The 19,934-nt window shown below is 62.2% G+C and carries 22 protein-coding genes; 14 read left to right on the top strand and 8 right to left on the bottom strand.

All coding sequences use genetic code 11. From position 1 onward, the window contains the following. The first annotated feature begins 144 nt into the window (after nucleotides 1-144). Together ilvA and YU3_RS0111930 are read left to right on the top strand one after the other, a co-directional pair. Nucleotides 145-1,401 (top strand): threonine ammonia-lyase IlvA, encoded by a 1,257-nt coding sequence (gene ilvA / locus YU3_RS0111935; RefSeq protein ID WP_027166468.1) that lies wholly within the window; start codon nucleotides 145-147, stop codon nucleotides 1,399-1,401. After that, entirely contained in the window at nucleotides 1,398-1,955 is a 558-nt protein-coding gene (locus YU3_RS0111930) for a DUF1697 domain-containing protein (RefSeq protein ID WP_027166467.1), read from the top strand. Before ilvA ends, YU3_RS0111930 begins: the two co-directional genes overlap by 4 nt. Nucleotides 1,956-2,018: 63 nt before the next feature. Here YU3_RS0111930 and YU3_RS0111925 read toward each other — a convergent pair whose 3' ends face one another. Together YU3_RS0111925 and gloA are read right to left on the bottom strand one after the other, a co-directional pair. Beyond that, complete coding sequence (locus YU3_RS0111925; RefSeq protein ID WP_027166466.1) at nucleotides 2,019-2,306, bottom strand: DUF2218 domain-containing protein; 288 nt, start codon at nucleotides 2,304-2,306, stop codon at nucleotides 2,019-2,021. Between the two features lie 124 nt (nucleotides 2,307-2,430). After that, entirely contained in the window at nucleotides 2,431-2,871 is a 441-nt protein-coding gene (gene gloA / locus YU3_RS0111920; RefSeq protein WP_027166465.1) for a lactoylglutathione lyase, read from the bottom strand. 261 nt (nucleotides 2,872-3,132) lie between these two features. Here gloA and YU3_RS0111915 point away from each other — a divergent pair, with 261 nt between their 5' ends. The 4 genes from YU3_RS0111915 to YU3_RS0111900 all read left to right on the top strand — a co-directional run bounded on the left by YU3_RS0111915 (nucleotide 3,133) and on the right by YU3_RS0111900 (nucleotide 5,647). Continuing rightward, complete coding sequence (locus YU3_RS0111915; protein ID WP_027166464.1) at nucleotides 3,133-3,726, top strand: cold-shock protein; 594 nt, start codon at nucleotides 3,133-3,135, stop codon at nucleotides 3,724-3,726. Nucleotides 3,727-3,837: 111 nt separating this feature from the next. Next, nucleotides 3,838-4,338 carry a DUF192 domain-containing protein gene (locus YU3_RS0111910; RefSeq protein ID WP_027166463.1) on the top strand — a complete coding sequence of 167 codons (501 nt, stop codon included), beginning with the start codon at nucleotides 3,838-3,840 and terminating at the stop codon, nucleotides 4,336-4,338. A 16-nt stretch (nucleotides 4,339-4,354) separates the two neighbouring features. Beyond that, complete coding sequence (locus YU3_RS0111905) at nucleotides 4,355-5,122, top strand: alpha/beta hydrolase (protein WP_027166462.1); 768 nt, start codon at nucleotides 4,355-4,357, stop codon at nucleotides 5,120-5,122. Between the two features lie 48 nt (nucleotides 5,123-5,170). Then, nucleotides 5,171-5,647: a GNAT family N-acetyltransferase gene (locus tag YU3_RS0111900; RefSeq protein ID WP_245273483.1), complete on the top strand. Its 477-nt coding sequence runs from the start codon at nucleotides 5,171-5,173 to the stop codon at nucleotides 5,645-5,647. A gap of 29 nt (nucleotides 5,648-5,676) precedes the next feature. Here the strand turns inward: YU3_RS0111900 and speB are convergent, their stop codons facing one another. After that, nucleotides 5,677-6,642, bottom strand: coding sequence for an agmatinase (gene speB / locus YU3_RS0111895; protein WP_027166460.1), 966 nt, complete (start codon nucleotides 6,640-6,642; stop codon nucleotides 5,677-5,679). A gap of 93 nt (nucleotides 6,643-6,735) precedes the next feature. Continuing rightward, nucleotides 6,736-7,344: a hypothetical protein gene (locus YU3_RS0111890; RefSeq protein WP_027166459.1), complete on the bottom strand. Its 609-nt coding sequence runs from the start codon at nucleotides 7,342-7,344 to the stop codon at nucleotides 6,736-6,738. A 121-nt stretch (nucleotides 7,345-7,465) separates the two neighbouring features. Between YU3_RS0111890 and cysE the strand changes: the two genes are divergently transcribed. Both cysE and YU3_RS0111880 read left to right on the top strand, forming a co-directional pair. After that, complete coding sequence (cysE, locus tag YU3_RS0111885; protein ID WP_027166458.1) at nucleotides 7,466-8,314, top strand: serine O-acetyltransferase; 849 nt, start codon at nucleotides 7,466-7,468, stop codon at nucleotides 8,312-8,314. Between the two features lie 147 nt (nucleotides 8,315-8,461). Next, nucleotides 8,462-8,665 (top strand): DUF3126 family protein, encoded by a 204-nt coding sequence (locus YU3_RS0111880; RefSeq protein ID WP_027166457.1) that lies wholly within the window; start codon nucleotides 8,462-8,464, stop codon nucleotides 8,663-8,665. Nucleotides 8,666-8,799: 134 nt separating this feature from the next. Here the strand turns inward: YU3_RS0111880 and YU3_RS0111875 are convergent, their stop codons facing one another. Next, nucleotides 8,800-9,387, bottom strand: a complete 588-nt coding sequence (locus tag YU3_RS0111875) for a hypothetical protein (protein WP_027166456.1) — start codon at nucleotides 9,385-9,387, stop codon at nucleotides 8,800-8,802. A gap of 344 nt (nucleotides 9,388-9,731) precedes the next feature. Here YU3_RS0111875 and clpP point away from each other — a divergent pair, with 344 nt between their 5' ends. From clpP to hupB, 4 genes are all read left to right on the top strand, one after another. Continuing rightward, nucleotides 9,732-10,361: an ATP-dependent Clp endopeptidase proteolytic subunit ClpP gene (clpP, locus tag YU3_RS0111870; protein WP_027166455.1), complete on the top strand. Its 630-nt coding sequence runs from the start codon at nucleotides 9,732-9,734 to the stop codon at nucleotides 10,359-10,361. A gap of 297 nt (nucleotides 10,362-10,658) precedes the next feature. Beyond that, nucleotides 10,659-11,933, top strand: a complete 1,275-nt coding sequence (clpX, locus tag YU3_RS0111865) for an ATP-dependent Clp protease ATP-binding subunit ClpX (protein WP_027166454.1) — start codon at nucleotides 10,659-10,661, stop codon at nucleotides 11,931-11,933. Nucleotides 11,934-12,207: 274 nt separating this feature from the next. Further along, the gene (gene lon / locus YU3_RS0111860) at nucleotides 12,208-14,619 is read left to right on the top strand and encodes an endopeptidase La (RefSeq protein ID WP_027166453.1); all 2,412 of its coding nucleotides are present in this window, start codon (nucleotides 12,208-12,210) and stop codon (nucleotides 14,617-14,619) included. Nucleotides 14,620-14,815: 196 nt separating this feature from the next. After that, entirely contained in the window at nucleotides 14,816-15,088 is a 273-nt protein-coding gene (gene hupB / locus YU3_RS0111855) for a DNA-binding protein HupB (RefSeq protein WP_027166452.1), read from the top strand. Between the two features lie 71 nt (nucleotides 15,089-15,159). On the opposite strand, the gene YU3_RS0111850 is transcribed toward hupB, so the two are convergent. Then, nucleotides 15,160-16,182: an aldo/keto reductase gene (locus YU3_RS0111850; protein ID WP_027166451.1), complete on the bottom strand. Its 1,023-nt coding sequence runs from the start codon at nucleotides 16,180-16,182 to the stop codon at nucleotides 15,160-15,162. A 187-nt stretch (nucleotides 16,183-16,369) separates the two neighbouring features. Here YU3_RS0111850 and hxlB point away from each other — a divergent pair, with 187 nt between their 5' ends. Further along, entirely contained in the window at nucleotides 16,370-16,936 is a 567-nt protein-coding gene (gene hxlB, locus YU3_RS0111845) for a 6-phospho-3-hexuloisomerase (protein WP_027166450.1), read from the top strand. A 3-nt stretch (nucleotides 16,937-16,939) separates the two neighbouring features. Continuing rightward, nucleotides 16,940-17,683: a creatininase family protein gene (locus YU3_RS0111840; protein ID WP_027166449.1), complete on the top strand. Its 744-nt coding sequence runs from the start codon at nucleotides 16,940-16,942 to the stop codon at nucleotides 17,681-17,683. A gap of 168 nt (nucleotides 17,684-17,851) precedes the next feature. On the opposite strand, the gene YU3_RS0111835 is transcribed toward YU3_RS0111840, so the two are convergent. Continuing rightward, complete coding sequence (locus tag YU3_RS0111835; RefSeq protein ID WP_027166448.1) at nucleotides 17,852-18,769, bottom strand: carbohydrate ABC transporter permease; 918 nt, start codon at nucleotides 18,767-18,769, stop codon at nucleotides 17,852-17,854. Between the two features lie 9 nt (nucleotides 18,770-18,778). Then, the gene (locus YU3_RS0111830) at nucleotides 18,779-19,894 is read right to left on the bottom strand and encodes a sugar ABC transporter permease (RefSeq protein WP_027166447.1); all 1,116 of its coding nucleotides are present in this window, start codon (nucleotides 19,892-19,894) and stop codon (nucleotides 18,779-18,781) included. Nucleotides 19,895-19,934 lie beyond the last annotated feature (40 nt).

Here is a 19,934-nt window from a genome sequence, read left to right as displayed (position 1 = left end):
TCCGGCGGAAATCGGTTCGGCTCAGCTCCAATGGCCATCATAGTGTTGCGCGAAAGCCAAAACGGCGTCAGGAAGGCTGATCATCGAGGGAGCCACGCCTGCATGGACGTGGCCTCGAGGCGCAAACGAAATGAGGGACTTGTAGTGACCAGCTTCTCCGCCCGGGTTGCCACAGCCGCTGAGGCGATCCGCGGGATTTTTCCGGAAACGCCGCTGCAGGAGAACGACTATCTGTCGAAAAAGACCGGCGCCCGGGTGCTGCTGAAGCGCGAGGACCTGACGCCGGTGCGCTCCTACAAGATAAGGGGCGCCTTCAACTTCTTCCGCAAGGCGCTCGCGGCCGGCAACAATGCCGAGCTGTTCGTCTGCGCCTCGGCCGGCAATCACGCCCAGGGCTTTGCCTTCGTCTGCCGCCATTTCGGCAAAAAGGGCGTCGTGTTCATGCCGGTGACGACGCCGCAGCAGAAGATCGACAAGACGCGGCTGTTCGGCGGCGATTTCGTCGAGATCAGGCTGTTCGGCGACTTTTTCGACGATTGCTACCGCGCCGCCTTCGAATTCACCGAAAGCGCCGGCGCGCACATGGTGCCGCCGTTCGACCACAAGGACATCATCGAGGGCCAGGCGACGGTTGCCTATGAGATCGCGGCCCAGATGCCGGGCGGGCGCATGCCTGATATCGTCATGCTGCCGGTTGGTGGCGGCGGCCTGGCTGCTGGCGTCACCCATTATTTCGCCGACCAGCATCGCGACCCGCGCTTCGTGTTCTGCGAGCCGGTGGGCGCGCCGAGCCTCCGCGAGAGCCTTGCCAGCGGCAAGCGCGTCAAGCTTTCCAAGGTCGACAATTTCGTCGACGGCGCAGCGGTGGCCGAGATCGGGCGGGAGCCGTTGCGCCATCTCAAGGACTTCACCGCCGATGCCGTCCGGCTCGTCCCGGAGAACCGCCTTTGCGCCACGATGATCGAGATGCTCAACGTCGAGGGCGTCGTGCTGGAGCCGGCTGGCGCGCTGGCGATCGACGCGCTCAAGGATTTTTCGCGCAAGGAGATCAGAGGCAAAACGATTGTGGCGGTCGTCTCCGGCGGCAATTTCGACTTCGAGCGGCTGCCGGACGTGAAGGAAAGGGCGTTGCGCTTCGAGGGGCTGAAAAAGTATTTCATCATCCGCTTCCCCCAGCGGCCGGGCGCGCTGCGCGATTTCCTCGAGATGCTGGGTCCCGACGACGACATCGCCCGCTTCGAATATCTGAAAAAGTCGGCGCGCAATTTCGGTTCGGTGCTGATCGGCATCGAGACCAAGGACCGGCGCAATTTCGACCTGCTGAAGGCCAATTTCGACGCCGAGGGCGTTCAGTATCAGGACATCACCGACAACGAGACGTTGGCGGGGTTCATCATATGAGCGCAAAGTACATGGTCTTCGTCGCGCTGTTTTCCGGCATCAATGTCGGTGGCAACCGCATCGTCAAGATGGCGGAGCTGAGGTCGTTCTTTGAGGAGTTAGGATTCACCGACGTCGCGACCTATGTGCAGAGCGGCAACGTCGTGTTTAGCGCGAAAAAGGGCGATGTGGCGTCGCTGACGAAGCAGCTCGAAGTGGCCTTCGAGAAGAAGTGGGGCTTCAATTCGCGCATCATGGTGCGCGATGCCGGCTGGCTCGAGCGGTTGGTGAAGGACAATCCTTATCCAGAGGCCGCCGGCGAGCCGACCAAGCTGCATGCCTATGCGTTGGAGCGCGAGCCGACGGAGGAGGAGACGAAGCGTCTGGCAGACAAATGCACCGGCCCGGAGAGCTTCGAGATCAAGGGCGACGTGCTTTACCTGCACGCGCCGGACGGGCTCGGCAAATCGGTGTTCGCCAATCTGATCCCGCGCACATTGAAGGTGCCGGGCACGGCGCGCAACTGGCGCAGCGTGCTGGCGTTATTCGAAATGGTCGGCAAAGCCGGCGGCTGATTGTTCATTCTACGCAATTCCGGACGGAAAACCGCTAGGCACTTTTCCTGGAATTGCTGTGACTTAAGCGGCCTTCTGCCAGTCGAAGCTCAGTTCCTCGCGGAAGGCGAAGCGCTTGATATGGTCGGCGACCACTGTCTCCAGCCGCCCCAGCGAAGCTTCGTCGTCGGCAGCCAAAGCGATATGCAGCGCGTGATCGTCGGCGTCCATCACGGTGCGGCCGATCGAGAGCTGGATGGCGCCGTGTTGCGGATCGAACTCCACCGGGAATTTGTGCGACCAATGCTTGCAGAGTTGCTGCAGGTAGCGGCTGGCATGTTCGGTGGCGACATCGGCGCGGCTGGTCAGCATGAAATTCTCCTGGCGGATGAAGAAAACGCCAGCCTGGATGAGGCTGGCGCCAATTGCTGATAGATAGGCAGGGCCTGGCGAAACGCCAGCGGCCGTCGGTCAAACCGGCGCGGGATCGCCGCCTCTACCAGACACCGGTGTTCGGCATCGAGGCCCACGGCTCGGCTTTGGCCTGGGCCGAGCCTTTCTGCAGGAGCTCGATCGAGATGCCATCCGGCGAGCGGATGAAGGCCATATTGCCGTCGCGCGGCGGACGATTGATGGTCACGCCGCTGTCCATCAGCTTCCGGCAGGTGGCGTAGATGTCGTCGACCTCATAAGCGAGGTGGCCGAAATTGCGGCCGCCCTTGTAGTCTTCCGGGTCCCAATTGTAGGTCAGTTCGACCAGCGGCGCCTTCTCGCTGATGCCGCGCTGCTCGTCTTCCGGCGCGGCTAGGAAGATCAGCGTGTAGCGGCCCTGCTCGTTTTCGTAACGGCGCACTTCCTTCAGGCCGAGCTTGTTGCAGTAGAAATCGAGCGACTGGTCGATATCGGCGACGCGGACCATTGTATGCAGATAGCGCATGGCGGTTTCCTCGGGGGTGTTGGGGTTGTCGAGCACCATAAGTGCCACCCGGCGAAAGGGCAATCGTCCGACAATAGAGGCGGTGCGGTCGATTCAGGCCTCGCCATTTCGGCTTCCAGGAGCGCCGGCAAACAACATTTCAGCCTTTCCGGTGCTGAACGGTGAAAAAAGGCACGTCAGCCCTTGCACACCCCGGAAGCCGCAGTGTTAATCTCTTGGCAAGAATCAGTTGCGGTTCAGTTGGAAAAAGGGGGCATTCTTATGGGGGAAAAAGCCTCTTTCACGAGGCGGGACGAAAGCCTTGACGACGCCTTGCAGCGAGACAATGGCGGCGACTCCGCCGGGCTTGTCGAAATCGCCGGCGCGATCAAATGGTTCGACGTAGCCAAGGGCTACGGTTTCATACTTCCGGACGACGGCGTCTCGGGTGACATCCTCCTCCACGTAACCTGTCTTCGAAAGGACGGCTTCCAGACGGCGCTCGAAGGTGCGCGGGTCGTCTGCCTGGTGAAGCAGGGCGAGCGGGGGCTGCAGGCGTTCCGGGTTCTCTCCATGGATGTCTCGACGGCGGTCCACCCGGCAGAGCAGGAACAGCGCACCCATGTCACCGTCAACCCGGAGAGCGGCCTCGAGCGGGCCCTGGTCAAGTGGTTCAACCGTACCAAGGGTTTCGGCTTCCTGACGAGAGGCGAGGGGACCGAAGATATCTTCGTCCACATGGAGACGCTGCGGCGCTACGGGATAACCGAGCTCAGGCCGGGCCAAGTCGTGCTTGTCCGCTTCGGACGCGGCGATAAAGGCCTTATGGCTGCCGAAATCCACCCCGATATGGGCACCTTGTCGGTCTCGCATTAGGCTTTCCGAAATCAATCCGGATGGCCTTTGCCGCCAGGACCGATCTTGTCCGAAAACCAGTTCCACTTGTCTGGATCATGGTCTAGGACGAGGATCTGTACGAGGTGTCACATGGCTTACCGCAATTGGCTGACTGCAGGCGCGCTCTGCGCAGCGATCGTTTTCTGTGCCTATTTCAGCGGCCTGAAGCCGGGGCTGGCGGATGCGATGCTGCTGCCCACCGATCGGACGCCGCTTGTGGTGTCGACTGGTTCGGGCGACCGTTCATTCTCCATCGAGATCGCCGATACCTCCGCCGAACGCGAGGCGGGGCTGATGTTCCGCGAGGACATGGCCGACGATCACGGCATGTTGTTCGTCTTCGAAAGAACCGGCGAGGTGGATTTCTGGATGAAGAACACGCCGATGGCGCTCGACCTCGTCTTTGTCGGCCAGGACGGCCGCATCAAAGCCATCAAGCGTGGCGAGCCGGAATCCGAAGCCATCATCTCACCAGGACAGCCCGTGCGCTTCGTGCTTGAACTGAAGTCAGGCACGGCCGCCAAGGACGGCATCAAGGAAGGCGATCTCTTGCGCCATCCGGCCATCGGCACGGGCGCCGGTTCCAACTGAAAAGCAGTTTCTGCCAATGCAATTCTTTTCGCATGACGGTTTCGAGCTTGCCTATCTCGATCGCCAGCCGGCCTCGGGGCAGGGCGACCCCGTGCTGATGATCCATGGCTTTGCCTCCAGCCATTATGTCAACTGGGTCTCGCCGGGCTGGTTCAAGACGCTGAACGACGCCGGCTACCGGGCGATCGCCTTCGACCATCGCGGCCATGGGGCATCTTCGAAGAGTTATGATGAGGCCGATTACACGCCTGCCAAGATGGCCTCAGATGCGGCCGCGCTGCTCGATCGCCTCGGCATCGAGCGCGCGCATGTCATGGGTTATTCGATGGGCGCGCGCGTTTCGGCTTTCCTGGCACTCGCCGATCCTGACAAGGTCGCGACGCTGGTGTTCGGCGGCTTGGGCATCGGCATGATCGACGGCGTCGGCGACTGGGACCCGATCGCGGCTGCGCTGCTGGCGGAGGATCCCGCTCAAACCACGCATCCGCGCGGCCGCTCCTTCCGTGCCTTCGCCGACCAGACGCGCAGCGACAGGCGCGCGCTGGCGGCCTGCATCGCAACCTCGCGCGAGCTGCTCACCGAGGACGACGTGGCGCGCATCGCCCAGCCGACGCTGATCGCGGTCGGCACCAAGGACGACATCGGCGGCTCGCCGGACGAGCTTGCGGCCCTGATGCCGAATGCAAGAGCGTTCCATATCGAGGGCCGCGACCACATGCTCGCCGTCGGCGACAAGAGCTTCAAGCAGCGCGTGCTCGAGTTCTACGCCGAAAATCCGCTCTGAGCGCGCGTCGCTGTTCGGCTGACAATGGTCGATCTTCTCGTCACCTATATGGAGATGCTCGCGCCGCCACAGGGCGCGCCGCTTGCGCCGCCTCTGCCTGGCGCCATCGTGGCGTGCGAAAAGCTTGATCTTTCCAGCTATCTCGATCTCTACCGCGCGGTGGGCGGGCCGGTGCAATGGGACCAGCGTCTGCGCATGGCAGAAGCGGACCTCGAAACGTTGCTTGACGACGATGCCACGCATATCCACGTGCTGCGCGTCGATGGCGAGGCCGCGGGCCTCTGCGAGTTCAACGAGGTCGGACAGCCGGCTGTCGAGCTCGTTCATTTCGGACTGGTTCCGGCTTTTCAGGGGAGGCGACTGGGGCCGTTCCTGCTCGACCGGGCGTTGCGCGCCGCTTGGTCGCATCGGCCGGAAAGGCTTTGGCTTCACACCGACACCCATGACGATCCAGCGGCCCAATCGGTTTACGGCCGCGCCGGATTCAGGGCCTACACCCGGAGAATCGAGACCTTTCCGGATTAGGCGCAATTCCAGGCGGAAGCTGCTTCGACCTAGCCGCGTGTCCTTCTGTCGGCCAGGGATCTCGCCATGACGCACAGCAGCTCGAACATCATCGTCGCGCCCGCCAGCGTCGTCATGCCGGCAAGATCGAAGGGAGGCGCAACCTCGACGACGTCGGCGCCGGCGAAATTCAATCCGTCAAGCAATCGAACCAACTCCTGAGCCTCGCGTGTCGTGAAGCCGCCGATCTCCGGCGTGCCGGTGCCTGGCGCCATGGACGGATCGATGCAATCGATGTCGAAGGTCACATAGGTGGGACTGTCGCCGACCAGATCGCGTGCTTCCTGCATGACGGACGCGGCGCCGCGGCTGACGAACTCTTCCATATAGATGATGCGCACGCCCTGGGCGGTTGCCCAGTCGTGTTCGCCGGGCTCATAAATCGAACCTCTGATCCCGATCTGGATCACCCGCTTCGGGTCGAGCAGCCCTTCCTCGATCGCGCGCCGGAACGGCGTGCCGTGCGTATAGGGATTGTCGCCGAAGTAGCGATCGTTCGTATCGGAATGCGCGTCGAAGTGAACCATGCCGACCGGCGCCTTGCGGGCCACGGCGCGCAGCACGGGCAGCGTCGTCAGATGATCGCCGCCGGCGGCCAGTGGCAGAGCGCCCTCGGCGACGATCGCCGCAATGCCATCCTCGATCCGCTTCAGCCCGTCGAGCAGGTTGATGGGATTGACCGACACGTCGCCGACATCGGCGATGTTGGCGATGCTGAACGGTTCGGTTCCCGACACGTGGTGGACGCGGCGCATCAGGCTCGACTGGTTCCTGATTTCGCGCGGCCCATGGCGGGCGCCGGCCCGGTTGGTCGTGCCGCCATCCCATGGGATCCCGACAAGCGCGATGTCGAGCCCCTTCGCGGTCGGCACGGCCGGAAGCCGCATGAAGGTGGAAATTCCGGCAAATCGCGGCACCTGCGCGGCATCGACGGGCTGGAAGAAGTTGTTTTCCATGGTGTCGGTCATCTCAGGGTGGCGGTTCGGCTGGCGACCATAGCGCAGGACTTGGAATTCAGGCATAGGGGCACCTCCGACAGGAGTGTGGGCCTATCGAGGCTGATCCTGCAGGGCTTGCAGCGACCGGGCCAGATTTTCCCTGGCTCGCGCCTCGGACCGCCGGCGGAACGGTTCGGTGTGGAAAATGTGCGGCCGGGCCAGGAAACCCTTCAGGACGGCCGCCCGTCCGGCGCGCCACATCGGTTCCTCGACCCAGCCATATTCACGCCGGACCGCTTTCTCGTAAGCGTCGAATGCATCCGGCTCGGCGCCAAGGATCGCCAGGTCCATGTCGAGGAAAAGGGCGGCGTCACCGGCGGCGTTCTCGTCTTCGAACGGCGGCAACTGGTGGGTGGCCGTGGCGTTGATCATCGCCAGGATCCGGGCAAGGCGCGCGGGGCGGGTGCGGCCGGCGAGCTTGTTTTCGGCCAACGCCGCGCTCCGTGCCTCATTATCCTTGGCCCGGCTGTCATAGACGGAGTCGTGGAACCAGATCGCCGCTTCGACGGCCTCGGGGTCGTGAAGAAGGTGCCGGTATTCGGCCGCCAAAGTCAGCATCGCCTCGATGTGGGTCAGGCTATGGTAGTGGCGATCCGTGGCCTGATAGAGCCCGGCAAGCTCGCTTTTCAGCGCTTCGTCGATCAAGGGTTCGTTTTCCATTGTCGCTTGAATTTGCGTGAACCAGGTCCATTTGACAAAGCACTAAGGAAAATTGAATTCAACCGTGCTATGATCTGGCCTATATGTGCCGCCGGAGAATGAGTAAGGCCGGAGAGCGTCGATGAACAGCGTTACGATTGCCCGCCCCAGCATGGTGCAGCCGGTCGATCCGATCTGGCGGTCGATCCGGGACGAAGCGATGGAGGCGGTCAACCGCGATCCGCTGCTTGCAGCCTTCCTCTATTCGACCATCCTCAACCAGGAGAACCTGGAAGAAGCGGTGATCCACCGGCTTGCCGAGCGCCTTGCGCATCAGGATATCGGTTCCGACCTCATCCGCCAGACCTTCAAGGCGATGCTGGACGACGACCCGGAATGGAGCACGACGGTTCGCGTCGACATCCAGGCCTATTATGACCGCGACCCGGCCTGCGACCGCTTCATCATGCCGGTTCTCTATTTCAAGGGTTTTCACGCCATCCAGACGCATCGGCTGGCGCACTGGCTGTGGAACCACGGCCGCAGGGACTTCGCGCTCTATCTGCAGAGCCGCTCGTCCTCGGTATTCCAGACCGACATCAATCCGGCCGCCCGCATCGGCAAGGGCGTCTTCCTTGACCATGCGACAGGCTTGGTCGTCGGCCAGACGGCCGTCATCGAGGATGACGTGTCGATCCTGCACGGGGTGACGCTCGGCGGCACGGGCAAGGCCAATGGCGACCGTCATCCGAAAATCCGCCGCGGCGTGCTGATCGGCGCCGGCGCCAAGATCCTCGGCAATATCGAGATCGGCCATTGCTCGAAGATCGCGGCCGGCTCGGTGGTGCTGTCGCCGGTGCCGCACAACAAGACGGTCGCCGGCGTACCCGCGCGGGTCGTCGGCGAGACCGGCTGCGACCAGCCCTCGCGGCAGATGGACCAGCTCCTGCCGTCCCAGAGCATGGATCACGTGGTCAGCTTCGACATCTGATCTCTGCCGCCGTCGAAGACAGCCGAAATCCGGCCGCCCGGTTCGGTCGGCTTGTCCTAGGCAATTGTGCCGGCTTGCCTTTACATGGCCATTGTTGGCGTGTCAGAAGCGCGCCAACGAATAAGGCCGAATTTTCGGAGAAGACTTTTGAAGCCTGACGAAATCAGAAAGCTGGACGCTTATTTCAAACGCGTCTTCCAGAATCCCAAGCTGCAGGTCAAGGCGCGTCCGCGCAAGGAAGACTCTGCTGAGGTCTATGTCGGCGACGAGTTCCTCGGCATCGTCTTCAAGGACGAAGACGACGGCGACTATAATTTCTCGATGGCCATTCTCGACATCGATCTGGCCTAAGCCGGCAACACATCCGGCCGGGGGCGCGGCACCGGCTACGACCCCCGGACGAAATTCGGCCCGGGCTTTTTTTGACGCAATTGCGGACGGAAGGCGAGGGTGCCGACCCTAACCGTTTCGCACCTCGAATTGCTCTAATCCTGGCAATGACGCGGGATATGCACCCGTCGCCAGCTTGTCGAACCCTCCCGTATCACGACCCGCCGCGCCACTGTCGCGTATGAGGGCGGAATTTCCCGGATGCGTACCTGCTCCGGCAGCACCAGCACTTCGTGGGCAACGCCTTCATATTCCGCCGGCAGAATCACTCGCCGGACACGCTCCGGCTGGACCACGACCGTTTCCGCGACGCGCGCGTAGCGGGCCTTGCGCCATATCTTGCACAGCACCTTGCGGCCATGGATGACGCGCCATTCCCAGGCATAGCCGCCGTCATCGATCCTGACCGTGTGGTAGATCGTGCGTGTGACCGCCGGGACGGTCTCATAGGTGACGCGCGACGGCGCGATCTGCTCCACGCCTTGGTAGGTGCCGTAGATCGGCGCGTCGTAATCGACCACCTGTCCGCCGGGGCTCACCATCACATCCTCATAGACGGTGTCGTAGAGCGCCGGCCTGTGGATCGGCTCGTAGCATTCGAGCGCGCGGCCGCCGGCGGCGGTTTCAGAGACGGCGGCAAGCATGGCGACTGCCGCCAGCGATGCGGAGCTTTTGCGGATCATGACATTCCCCCGTTGAAAAAGGACGCCTTCACAACGCAGGACTGTAGCGGAAGGTCCGGGGGCGGACAGCGATTTCAAGGCTTTTCGTTAAGCGGCGCGGTTAAGGAATTGCTACCTTGCCGACGGCTTCGGTCGGCCAACCGGGACCGAGACCGTGTCGCGGGTTCAAGCCGCCCGTGCATCGCGCGGTCGCGGCGCTTGATTCGAGTTAACCAGATGGCTAGGAGAGGCGGCCTTGCGCTAGGGTGAGCCGGCATCCTATTTAGGTCGTAACCGATCCAGAACGATTCCGCGCGATTGCTGATATATAACGGTGCCGGAATCCATCTCCACAAGGGTAGTCCATGAAGAACCCCGTTGAAACCTACATGAACCTCGTTCCGATGGTGGTCGAGCAGACCAATCGCGGCGAGCGTGCCTATGACATCTTCTCGCGTCTCTTGAAGGAACGCATCATCTTCATCACCGGCCCGGTCGAGGACGGGATGGCGACGCTGGTTTGTGCACAGCTTTTGTTCCTCGAGGCGGAGAACCCCAAGAAGGAAATCAACCTCTATATCAATTCGCCGGGCGGCGTCGTCACCTCGGGCATGGCGATCTACGACACCATGCAGTTCATCAAGCCGGCCGTGTCGACGCTTTGCATCGGCCAGGCCGCCTCGATGGGTTCGCTGCTTCTGACAGCCGGCCACAAGGACATGCGTTTTGCCACGCCGAACGCCCGCATCATGGTCCACCAGCCGTCCGGCGGGTTCCAGGGCCAGGCTTCGGACATCGAACGTCATGCGCAGGACATCATCAAGCTGAAGCGCCGCTTGAACGAGGTTTATGTCAAGCACACCGGCAAGAGCTATGACGAGATCGAGAAGACGCTCGACCGCGACCATTTCATGACCGCGGACGAAGCCAAGGATTTCGGCCTGATCGACAAGGTGATCTCCAGCCGGGATCCCGTCGAGACAGCGGCCGCCTAAGCCTGGCGGTCGACGGGCAAATGGCGGCATAACGCGCTTTTGGCGTGTCTTGCGGCATTTCGGCCACATTTGGCTGTTCCCTCAGGCGTTGGGATTGCCTACGTTAAGGCTATGTTGATTTTCGACGGCTTAGCTTTGCGTGGGGTTGCTGAGAATCATTGCCGCGTTTCTGATTTCGTGTTTCGTACGGAATGCGCTGTGTGAGCCGGGACACTGGCGGTGGCGGATTCCCGCGATAGATTGGTGAGACGTCACTCGAGCCAGACCACCGGCGGGCGTTGGTGAAAGGACAGAAAAATGAGCAAGGTCGGCAATAATAGCGGTGATTCAAAGAACACGCTTTACTGCTCGTTTTGCGGCAAGAGCCAGCACGAAGTCCGCAAGCTGATTGCCGGCCCGACCGTCTTCATCTGCGACGAATGCGTCGAGCTGTGCATGGACATCATCCGCGAGGAGAACAAGACCTCGATGGTGAAGTCGCGCGAGGGCGTGCCGACCCCGCAGGAGATACTCAAGGTCCTCGACGACTATGTCATCGGCCAGCCTTACGCCAAGCGCGTGCTGTCGGTCGCCGTCCACAACCACTACAAGCGCCTCGCGCATGCCGGCAAGAACAATGACGTCGAGCTGGCGAAGTCGAACATCCTTCTGATCGGCCCGACCGGTTGCGGCAAGACGCTGCTGGCGCAGACGCTCGCCCGCATCATCGACGTGCCGTTCACCATGGCCGACGCGACGACGCTGACCGAGGCCGGTTATGTCGGCGAGGATGTCGAGAACATCATCCTGAAGCTGCTGCAGTCGGCCGACTACAATGTCGAGCGCGCCCAGCGCGGCATCGTCTATATCGACGAAATCGACAAGATTTCGCGTAAGTCGGACAATCCCTCGATAACCCGCGACGTGTCGGGCGAGGGCGTGCAGCAGGCGCTGCTCAAGATCATGGAAGGCACGGTCGCCTCGGTGCCGCCGCAGGGCGGCCGCAAGCATCCGCAGCAGGAATTCCTGCAGGTCGACACCGCCAACATCCTGTTCATCTGCGGCGGTGCCTTCGCGGGCCTCGACAAGATCATCTCGGATCGCGGCCGCAAGACCTCGATCGGCTTCGGCGCGATCGTGGCTTCGCCCGAGGATCGCCGCACCGGCGACCTGTTCCGCCAGGTCGAGCCCGAGGATTTGTTGAAATTCGGCCTGATCCCGGAATTCGTCGGTCGTCTGCCGGTCCTGGCGACGCTGGAAGATCTCGACGAGCCGGCGCTCATCCAGATCCTGACCGAGCCGAAGAACGCGCTGGTCAAGCAGTATCAGCGGCTGTTCGAGATGGAGAATGTCGACCTGACGTTTCACGAGAACGCACTGTCGGCGATCGCCAAGCGCGCCATCGATCGCAAGACCGGCGCGCGCGGCCTGCGCTCGATCATGGAGGCGATCCTGCTCGACACCATGTTCGAGCTTCCGGCGCTGGAAGGCGTGCGCGAAGTGGTGATTTCGGAAGAGGTGGTGTCCGGCAACGCCCGGCCGCTCTATATCTATTCCGAGCAGAAGGAAAAGAAGGGCAATGTCAGCGCCTGAAATGGCATTTGACCCCTCAATTTTCATGGAACGGCGCCTGCGTGGCGCCGTTTTGCTGTGAGAGGGCGTGGGTTATGCAATCGAAGGGATCGAGCAACCGTGTTAGCTCTTGATCTTTGCCCCGGCCACATCCACCTAACAGCAGAAGGCCGAAGCGCCGAATTCTGTGCTGTTAAATTCCCGTCACAAACGGTGGTAGGCGGAACGACGCTCGGTCGTTAATATAAGATTCGCGGTTGGCTAAATAAGCGGCCGCGACATGAAAGGTTGGACAATGGCCAAGATATCCAAGGCTTCCGGCGACGGCGTTTTCGCAGTCCTCCCACTGCGCGATATCGTCGTGTTCCCGCATATGATCGTTCCGCTCTTCGTGGGCCGTGAAAAGTCGATCAAGGCGCTGGAAGAGGTTATGGGTCAGGAAAAGCAGATCCTGCTTGCCACCCAGATGAATGCAGCCGACGACGATCCTGAGCCCGATGCGATTTTCGACATCGGCACGCTCGCCAATGTGCTGCAGCTTTTGAAGCTTCCCGACGGCACCGTGAAGGTGCTGGTCGAGGGCGCCTCGCGCGCCAAGATCGTCTCGTTCACCGATCGCGCCGATTTCCATGAGGCCCGCGCCACGGCGCTCGCCGAGCCGGGAGAGGAAGAGGTCGAGATCGAGGCGCTTGCCCGCTCGGTCGTCACCGACTTCGAGAATTACGTCAAGCTGAACAAGAAGATCTCGCCCGAAGTGGTGGGTGCCGCCAGCCAGATCGACGACTATTCCAAGCTCGCCGATACGGTTGCCTCGCATCTCGCCATCAAGATCCCCGAGAAGCAGGAGATGCTCGCCACGCTTTCCGTCAAGGAGCGTCTGGAGAAGGCGATGGGCTTTATGGAAGCCGAAATCTCCGTGCTCCAGGTGGAAAAGCGCATCCGTTCGCGTGTCAAGCGCCAGATGGAGAAGACGCAGCGCGAGTACTACCTCAACGAGCAGATGAAGGCGATCCAGAAGGAGCTCGGCGAGGGCGAGGACGGCCGCGACGAGGCCGCCGAGATCGAGGCGCGCATCAAGAAGACCAAGCTCTCCAAGGAGGCCCGCGAGAAGGCGGAAGCTGAGTTGAAGAAGCTGCGTTCGATGTCGCCGATGTCGGCTGAATCGACGGTGGTGCGCAACTATCTCGACTGGCTGCTGTCGATCCCGTGGGGCAAGAACTCCAAGGTCAAGCAGGACCTGGCCTTTGCCCAGAACGTGCTCGACACCGACCATTTCGGCCTCGACAAGGTCAAGGAGCGCATCGTCGAGTATCTCGCGGTGCAGAGCCGCCAGAAGAAGCTGAAGGGGCCGATCCTGTGCCTCGTCGGACCGCCCGGCGTCGGCAAGACCTCGCTCGGCAAGTCGATCGCCAAGGCCACTGGGCGCGAGTTCATCCGCATGGCGCTCGGCGGCGTGCGTGACGAGGCCGAGATCCGCGGCCACCGGCGGACTTATATCGGCTCGATGCCCGGCAAGGTCATCCAGTCGATGAAGAAGGCCAAGAAGTCCAACCCGCTCTTCCTGCTCGACGAGATCGACAAGATGGGCCAGGACTTCCGCGGCGATCCGTCATCGGCCCTGCTCGAGGTGCTCGATCCGGAGCAGAACTCGACGTTCATGGACCATTACCTCGAGGTCGAATACGACCTGTCGAGCGTGATGTTCGTGACGACGGCGAACACGCTGAACATCCCTGCGCCGTTGATGGACCGCATGGAGATCATCCGTATCGCCGGCTACACCGAGGACGAGAAGATCGAGATCGCCAAGCGTCACCTGATGCCCAAGGTGGTCCGCGACCACGCCCTGCAGCCGAACGAATTCTCGGTTGGCGAGGACGCGATCCGCGGCATCATCCAGACCTACACGCGGGAAGCCGGTGTGCGCAGCCTGGAGCGCGAGCTGATGAAGCTCGGCCGCAAGGCGGTGACCGAGATCCTGCGGACGAAGAAGAAGACGGTGAAGATAACGGCGGACAACCTCGCCGATTATCTCGGTGTGCCGCGCTTCCGCTTCGGCCAGATCGAGGCTGACGATCAGGTCGGCGTGGTCACGGGTCTTGCCTGGACGGAAGTCGGCGGCGAGCTGCTGACGGTCGAAGGCGTCATGATGCCCGGCAAGGGCCGCATGACGGTGACCGGCAATCTGCGCGACGTGATGAAGGAATCGATCTCGGCGGCGGCGTCCTATGTCCGCTCGCGTGCCATCGATTTCGGCATCGAGCCGCCGCTGTTCGACAAGCGCGACATCCACGTGCACTTGCCGGAAGGTGCCACTCCGAAGGATGGCCCGTCTGCCGGTGCTGCCATGGCCACGGCCATCGTGTCGGTGCTGACGGGTATCCCGGTCAAGGCCGATGTGGCGATGACCGGCGAGATAACGCTTCGCGGCCGCATCTTGCCGATCGGCGGCCTGAAGGAGAAGCTGCTCGCGGCGTTGCGCGGCGGCATCAAGAAGGTGCTGATCCCGGAAGAGAACGTCAAGGATCTGGCGGAAATTCCGGACAATGTGAAGAACGGCATGGAGATCGTCCCGGTCTCGCGGGTCGGCGAGGTGCTCGCGCACGCGCTCACCAGGATGCCGGAGCCGATCGAGTGGGTCGAGCCGGTCAATGTGCCGGCTCCAGTCGACACCGGCGACGATGCCGGAAAGTCGCTTGCTCATTAGCATTTGCTAACATTGCAGCGCACAAAGAGAGAGCCGGGCCTTCAGCCCGGCTTTTTCATGTGAAAAAGCCACGAAAAAATGGAAAAAAGCCCGGAATTCCGCGGTTTTCGGCTTGGGTTCCGGAACGCTTCTTTCTAAAGTCCGTTTCCTGCCGGATGAGTCGTAGGTTCCGGTTTTCTCATGGAAGGGAATTTTTATGAACAAGAACGAACTGGTGTCCGCCGTCGCCGACTCCGCAAGCATTTCGAAGGCTGATGCGCAGTCCGCCGTCGATGCGGTGTTCTCCGTGATCACTGGCGAACTGAAGAAGGGCGGCGATGTCCGGCTTGTCGGCTTCGGAAATTTCACCGTGTCAAAACGCGCTGCTTCGACCGGCCGCAATCCGCAGACCGGCGCAGAAGTGAAGATTCCGGCACGCACCGTGCCGAAGTTCTCGGCCGGCAAGGGCCTCAAGGACGCGGTCAACTAAGACCTTTTTCTTTAAGAGCAGAAAAGCCGGGCTTGCCCGGCTTTTCTTTTTTGCAGCCGATAGCAGGCGGCTCAGGCCGTCGGCGCGTCGGCGCGCATCAGGCCTTCTTGTTTCAAATCCACCCACAGCGCGGCCGGTATCTTGGTGTCGAGCAGCGCACGGTTGCTTTCGACCTCGGCCGGCCGCTGCCCGCCGGGGATCACCGACATCACCGACGGATGTTGCAGGGGGAACTGCAGCGCCGCCTCGATCAGACGTACGCCATGGCGCTTGCAGACGGCCTCGATGCGCGCCACGCGATCGAGGATCTCCCTCGGCGCCTCGCTGTAATTGTAGAAGGCGCCGGGCTTCGGTCCGGTCGCAAGCACGCCGGAATTGTAGGGACCGCCCAGCACGATGCCGATGCCGCGCTTCTGGCAGAGCGGCAGGAAGGATTGAAGCGCTTCCTGCTCGAGCAGCGTATAGCGTCCGGCGAGCAGGAAAAGGTCGAAGTCGCCGCGCTCGGCGAGCGTCTGGGCGACCTGCCACTCATTGATGCCGCCGCCGAAGGCCTTGATCACGCCCTGGTCGCGCAGCGCCAGCAGGCCGTAATAGCCGGACGACATGAACTCCTCGATGCGGGCATCCGAGCCTTCCTTGCTGCCATGGGTGAAGATGTCGACGTCGTGGACGAAGAGGATGTCGATGCGGTCGACGCCGAGCCGCTCCAGTGAAGCCTCGAAGGAGCGCATGACGCCGTCATAGCTGTAGTCGTAGACTTCCCGGCGCGACGGCGTGTCGAAGAACTTGCCAATGCCGGTGCGCTGGTCAGGCGGGGCGACGCGCATGATGCGGCCAACCTTGCTCGACAGCACATAGTCGTCGCGCTTCCTGCCGCGCAGGAAAGGGTTGAGGCGGGTTTCCGACAGGCCGAGGCCGTAGAGCGGCGCGGTATCGTAATAGCGGCAGCCGGCCGTCCATGCTGCTTCCAAGGTAGCATTGGCGTCCTGGTCGGAGACGGCGCGGTAGAGGTTGCCGAGCGGCGCGGTGCCGAAACCGAGCTCGGTGAAGGTGATGCCGCCATTGCCGATGCGGTCGAAATGCCGTGTCTTCATGTCTGACGATGTCCCGGAGTGATTTGTCTGACATGACACTATCATGCTCGTGGCCCAGCAAAAGTGCCGAGGCTCGTTGGACAGCGATTTTCGCGGTGGTAGCATGAACAAAAACAAGCCTTTCGTGGGCGGTGCGCCGCCAAATCCATAGAGCCTGGCGATCCATCGGCAGACAGGGTGAGCCGTCATGACCAAAGCGGGATCCGGGATGTTCGCGACGGCGCTGGACGAGCTCGGCGCGGTGCTGGCGCGCACGGATGAGGCTCGGATCGACACCGCCTGCGAGATGCTTGCCAGCGCCGGCAAGGTCGCCGTCTATGGCTGCGGCCGCGAGGCGCTGCAGGTGAAAGGCTTTGCCATGCGGCTCTACCATCTCGGCCTGCCGGTCTCAGTCGTCGGCGACATGACCACGCCACCGCTCGGGCAAGGAGATGTCTTCCTGGTGAGTTCAGGGCCGGGCGAAACCACCACCGTGCTGACTTTGATGCGGGTTGCCCGCGAGGCCGGCGCGAAGGTGCTGCTTTTGACGGCCGAACCGGCAAGCAGCGCCACAAAGCTCGCCGATTTCACGCTGCTTATCCCGGCGCAGACCATGGCCAGCGATCAGGGCGCGGCAAGAACCTCGGTGCTGCCGATGGGCTCGCTATTCGAAGGCGCGCTGTTTCTTTTGTTCGAAATCATGGTGCTGAAGCTTAAACGCCTGACCAATGCCACACCGGAGGCGATGCGCGCCAGGCACACCAATATGGAGTAGGGGATGCGCTACGAGCTGATGCTGCCGCACCAGATCCGCAGGGCGATCGAGGAGAACTGGCCGGTCGTGCTGCCGCTCGGTGTGCTCGAATATCACGGCGAGCATATGGCGGTCGGCATGGACACGCTGGCGGTGATCAAGACGGTGGAGCTGATCGAGAAGGAGAGGGACATCGTCATCCTGCCGCCCTTCTACTACGGCGCGGCAAGCTATGCGGTAGCGGCGCCGGAAGGCAGCGGCTCGGTGCAGGTCGGCGGTCCGGTGCTTTCGCCTTTCGCGGAGGAATTGTTCTACGGCCTGCTGCGCATCGGCTTCCGCAACATTCACGCCATCGTCCACCACCAGACCGAGAATTTCGCGGCGGGCATGCCGACCGATCTCGCCTTCAAGACCGCTGGCCGGCAGGCGATCTTCCGCTTCCTCGAAAAGGAGCGTGGCGAAGGCTGGTGGGGTTCGAACACCATGGCCGATTACTACGCCGGCCACGCCCAGGGCGAGAATGTCTTCAACTGGGTGCAAGTGCATCCGCTGATGCCGGCCACGATGAACGGCAAGTACCCGTTCGACCACGCCGGCAAGGGTGAAACCTCACTGATGCTGGCGTTATGTCCTGAGGCGGTCGATGCCGGTCGTTTTGGCGACAATACGGGTTGGTATACGGCGAGCGCCGCGGAAGCCTCGGCGGGTCTCGGCAAGATCGGCGTCGCCATGATCCTCGACCATTTGCGGGAGATATTGGTTCGGTAGGCGCGGTTCTTCCTTCTCCCCTTGTGGGAGAAGGTGGCCGCGAAGCGGCCGGATGAGGGGTGTTCCAGCGGAGTGAGACGCTGGTGTTCCCTGGAACACCCCTCATCCGTCTCGGCGCTATCGCGCCGATCCACCTTCTCCCACAAGGGGAGAAGGAAAGGCGCCGCCCTATTTCACCGAACCGGCCGTCATGCCCATGATCAGGTAGCGCTCGAGCGCGATGCCGATGATTGCCAGTGGCGCGATCGCGGCGGTGGCCAAGGCCGCCATCGACCACCAGTTGATGCCTTGCGAGCCGGTCTGGCTCGCCACCATGACAGGAATGGTCTTGGCGTCCGTGGATGTCAAAAGGGCGGCGAAGAAATACTCGTTCCAGCACAGCACCATCGCCAGGATGAAGGCGGCGACCATGCCGGGCAGCGCGATCGGCATGACGATGCGGAAGAAGGCGCCCCAGATCGACAGCCCGTCGACCAGCGCAGCCTCCTCCAATTCGACCGGGATCGAATTGAACTGGTCGCGCATGATCCAGATGACGATCGGCAGCACCATCAGCGTGTAGAGGAGCACAAGGCCGATGCGGGTGTCGAGCAGCGCCACTTCGCGGTAGAGCACCAGGAACGGGAGCGCCAGCACGACCGGCGGCAGGATCAGCTGCGACAGGAAGAAGAAGGAAATGTCCTCGTTCTTGAACCAGGCGAAGTGATAGCGATAGCGAACGAGGCCGTAGGCGGCGAGGCTGCCGATGATGATGGCGAGGCCCGACGCGCCGACCGAGGTGATGACCGAATTCATGAAGCGCTTGAGGAACTCGTCGCGGACGGTCGATGTCTGGAAGATCGAATCCGGCGACAGCCCAAGCGAGCGCCAGCCCTTCCAGTCCGGCGTAAAGTCGACGAAGGGGATGAGGTGGCCTTGCGTGACGTCGACCGCCGATTTGAAGGAGGTGGTGATCGTCCAGTAGATCGGAAACAGGCAGATGAAGGCCCAGAACACCAGCGCGCCATAGATGAAGACGCGGCTGGTGATGAAGGCCGCCGGCGAGCGGATCTCGGAAACGGTATAGTCGGTGGTCTGGACGCTCATGAGGGCCGCTCAGTTGACGTTGCGAACGAAGCGACTGGCGAACTTCAAGAGCCAGGTCACGAACACGATGATGATGACCAGATAGGCCATGGCCAGCATGGTGCCGTAGCCGACATTCGAGCGGTCGCGGTATTCGCGGTAGATGAAGCTCGACACGGAATCGGTCGCGCCGCCGGGGCCGCCGGACGTCACCGTGATGATGATGTCGGCAAGCTTCAGCTTGAAGATGATGCGCAGGATCACCGCCGTCACCGACACCGGCAGCATCAGCGGGAAGATGACCTGCCAGAAGGTCTGCCATGTCGTCGCGCCGTCGACACGCGCCGCCTCCAGCACCTCACGCGACATCGCCTGCAGGCCGGCGAGCAACATGATCATCATGAACGGAATGAAGGTCCAGGCGTCGAGCACCATGATCGAGATGCGCGCGGTGATCGGGTTGGAGAAGAAGGCGGGATTGTCCCAGCCGAGATGCCGCGCCAGCGTCGCCGCCGGCCCGAACCGGTACTCCATCAGCGATTTTCCGATCATCCATGACACCGCGACCGGCGACAGCATCAACGGCAGCAGGAAGACGACGCGGAAGAATTTGCGGGCCCGGATCTGCGCGTTGAGCAGCAGCGCCAGGCCGAAGGCTATGGCATATTCGACGAAGACCGCAAGCACGTAGAGCACCATGTTGAACAGCGCGTTGCGGTAATAGGGGTCAGCAAGCATCTGCCAGAAATTGTCGAGGCCGTTGAACTTGCGGCCCGAGAACGAGCTGAGGTTCCAATCGGTCAACGCGATGTAGAAGCCGAACAGCGTCGGGAAGATCACCATGGCGATTGTGAAGAGCAGCGCCGGCAAGAGAAACAGCGCGCGCTGGCCGTCCTCGCCGCGCGTCAGCACCTGCCAGGCGCCGAGTGCAATGCCCCATAAAATATAGGCGTAGACCACCGGGCGCCAGGTGTAGAAGCCGACCGTGGACATCTCGGTCTTGTAGAGGATCTGCACGACGATGATCGCCAGCAGGCCAAGCGTCGCGAGGGCCAGCAGGCCCCATCCCAGGCGCTTGCGGCCGGCCGGGATCAGGTCGGCCGGATCTGCCGCCCATGCATTCGCGGTCGAAGTCTGCTCAGCCACGCCTCTCGCCTCTTTCGCGTCAACTTAAACAGGCGGCCCG

This window comes from Mesorhizobium sp. WSM3224, assembly GCF_000427725.1.
Taxonomy (GTDB): Bacteria; Pseudomonadota; Alphaproteobacteria; order Rhizobiales; family Rhizobiaceae; genus Mesorhizobium.
The sequence above is the reverse complement of the archived record's forward strand: the minus strand, read 5'-3'. Positions and strand labels throughout refer to the sequence as shown.

What these genes read in the sequence shown, in the direction of transcription:
- YU3_RS0111910 (WP_027166463.1), top strand. Translation starts at nt 3,838, where the DNA reads ATGGCTTACCGCAATTGGCTGACTGCAGGCGCGCTCTGCGCAGCGATC.
- clpX (WP_027166454.1), top strand. Translation starts at nt 10,659, where the DNA reads ATGAGCAAGGTCGGCAATAATAGCGGTGATTCAAAGAACACGCTTTAC.
- hupB (WP_027166452.1), top strand. Translation starts at nt 14,816, where the DNA reads ATGAACAAGAACGAACTGGTGTCCGCCGTCGCCGACTCCGCAAGCATT.
- YU3_RS0111915 (WP_027166464.1), top strand. Translation starts at nt 3,133, where the DNA reads ATGGGGGAAAAAGCCTCTTTCACGAGGCGGGACGAAAGCCTTGACGAC.
- YU3_RS0111840 (WP_027166449.1), top strand. Translation starts at nt 16,940, where the DNA reads ATGCGCTACGAGCTGATGCTGCCGCACCAGATCCGCAGGGCGATCGAG.
- lon (WP_027166453.1), top strand. Translation starts at nt 12,208, where the DNA reads ATGGCCAAGATATCCAAGGCTTCCGGCGACGGCGTTTTCGCAGTCCTC.
- cysE (WP_027166458.1), top strand. Translation starts at nt 7,466, where the DNA reads ATGAACAGCGTTACGATTGCCCGCCCCAGCATGGTGCAGCCGGTCGAT.
- YU3_RS0111850 (WP_027166451.1), bottom strand. Translation starts at nt 16,182, where the DNA reads ATGAAGACACGGCATTTCGACCGCATCGGCAATGGCGGCATCACCTTC.
- gloA (WP_027166465.1), bottom strand. Translation starts at nt 2,871, where the DNA reads ATGCGCTATCTGCATACAATGGTCCGCGTCGCCGATATCGACCAGTCG.
- YU3_RS0111875 (WP_027166456.1), bottom strand. Translation starts at nt 9,387, where the DNA reads ATGATCCGCAAAAGCTCCGCATCGCTGGCGGCAGTCGCCATGCTTGCC.
- YU3_RS0111930 (WP_027166467.1), top strand. Translation starts at nt 1,398, where the DNA reads ATGAGCGCAAAGTACATGGTCTTCGTCGCGCTGTTTTCCGGCATCAAT.
- YU3_RS0111835 (WP_027166448.1), bottom strand. Translation starts at nt 18,769, where the DNA reads ATGAGCGTCCAGACCACCGACTATACCGTTTCCGAGATCCGCTCGCCG.
- clpP (WP_027166455.1), top strand. Translation starts at nt 9,732, where the DNA reads ATGAAGAACCCCGTTGAAACCTACATGAACCTCGTTCCGATGGTGGTC.
- YU3_RS0111890 (WP_027166459.1), bottom strand. Translation starts at nt 7,344, where the DNA reads ATGGAAAACGAACCCTTGATCGACGAAGCGCTGAAAAGCGAGCTTGCC.
- YU3_RS0111905 (WP_027166462.1), top strand. Translation starts at nt 4,355, where the DNA reads ATGCAATTCTTTTCGCATGACGGTTTCGAGCTTGCCTATCTCGATCGC.
- hxlB (WP_027166450.1), top strand. Translation starts at nt 16,370, where the DNA reads ATGACCAAAGCGGGATCCGGGATGTTCGCGACGGCGCTGGACGAGCTC.
- speB (WP_027166460.1), bottom strand. Translation starts at nt 6,642, where the DNA reads ATGGAAAACAACTTCTTCCAGCCCGTCGATGCCGCGCAGGTGCCGCGA.
- YU3_RS0111900 (WP_245273483.1), top strand. Translation starts at nt 5,171, where the DNA reads ATGGAGATGCTCGCGCCGCCACAGGGCGCGCCGCTTGCGCCGCCTCTG.
- YU3_RS0111925 (WP_027166466.1), bottom strand. Translation starts at nt 2,306, where the DNA reads ATGCTGACCAGCCGCGCCGATGTCGCCACCGAACATGCCAGCCGCTAC.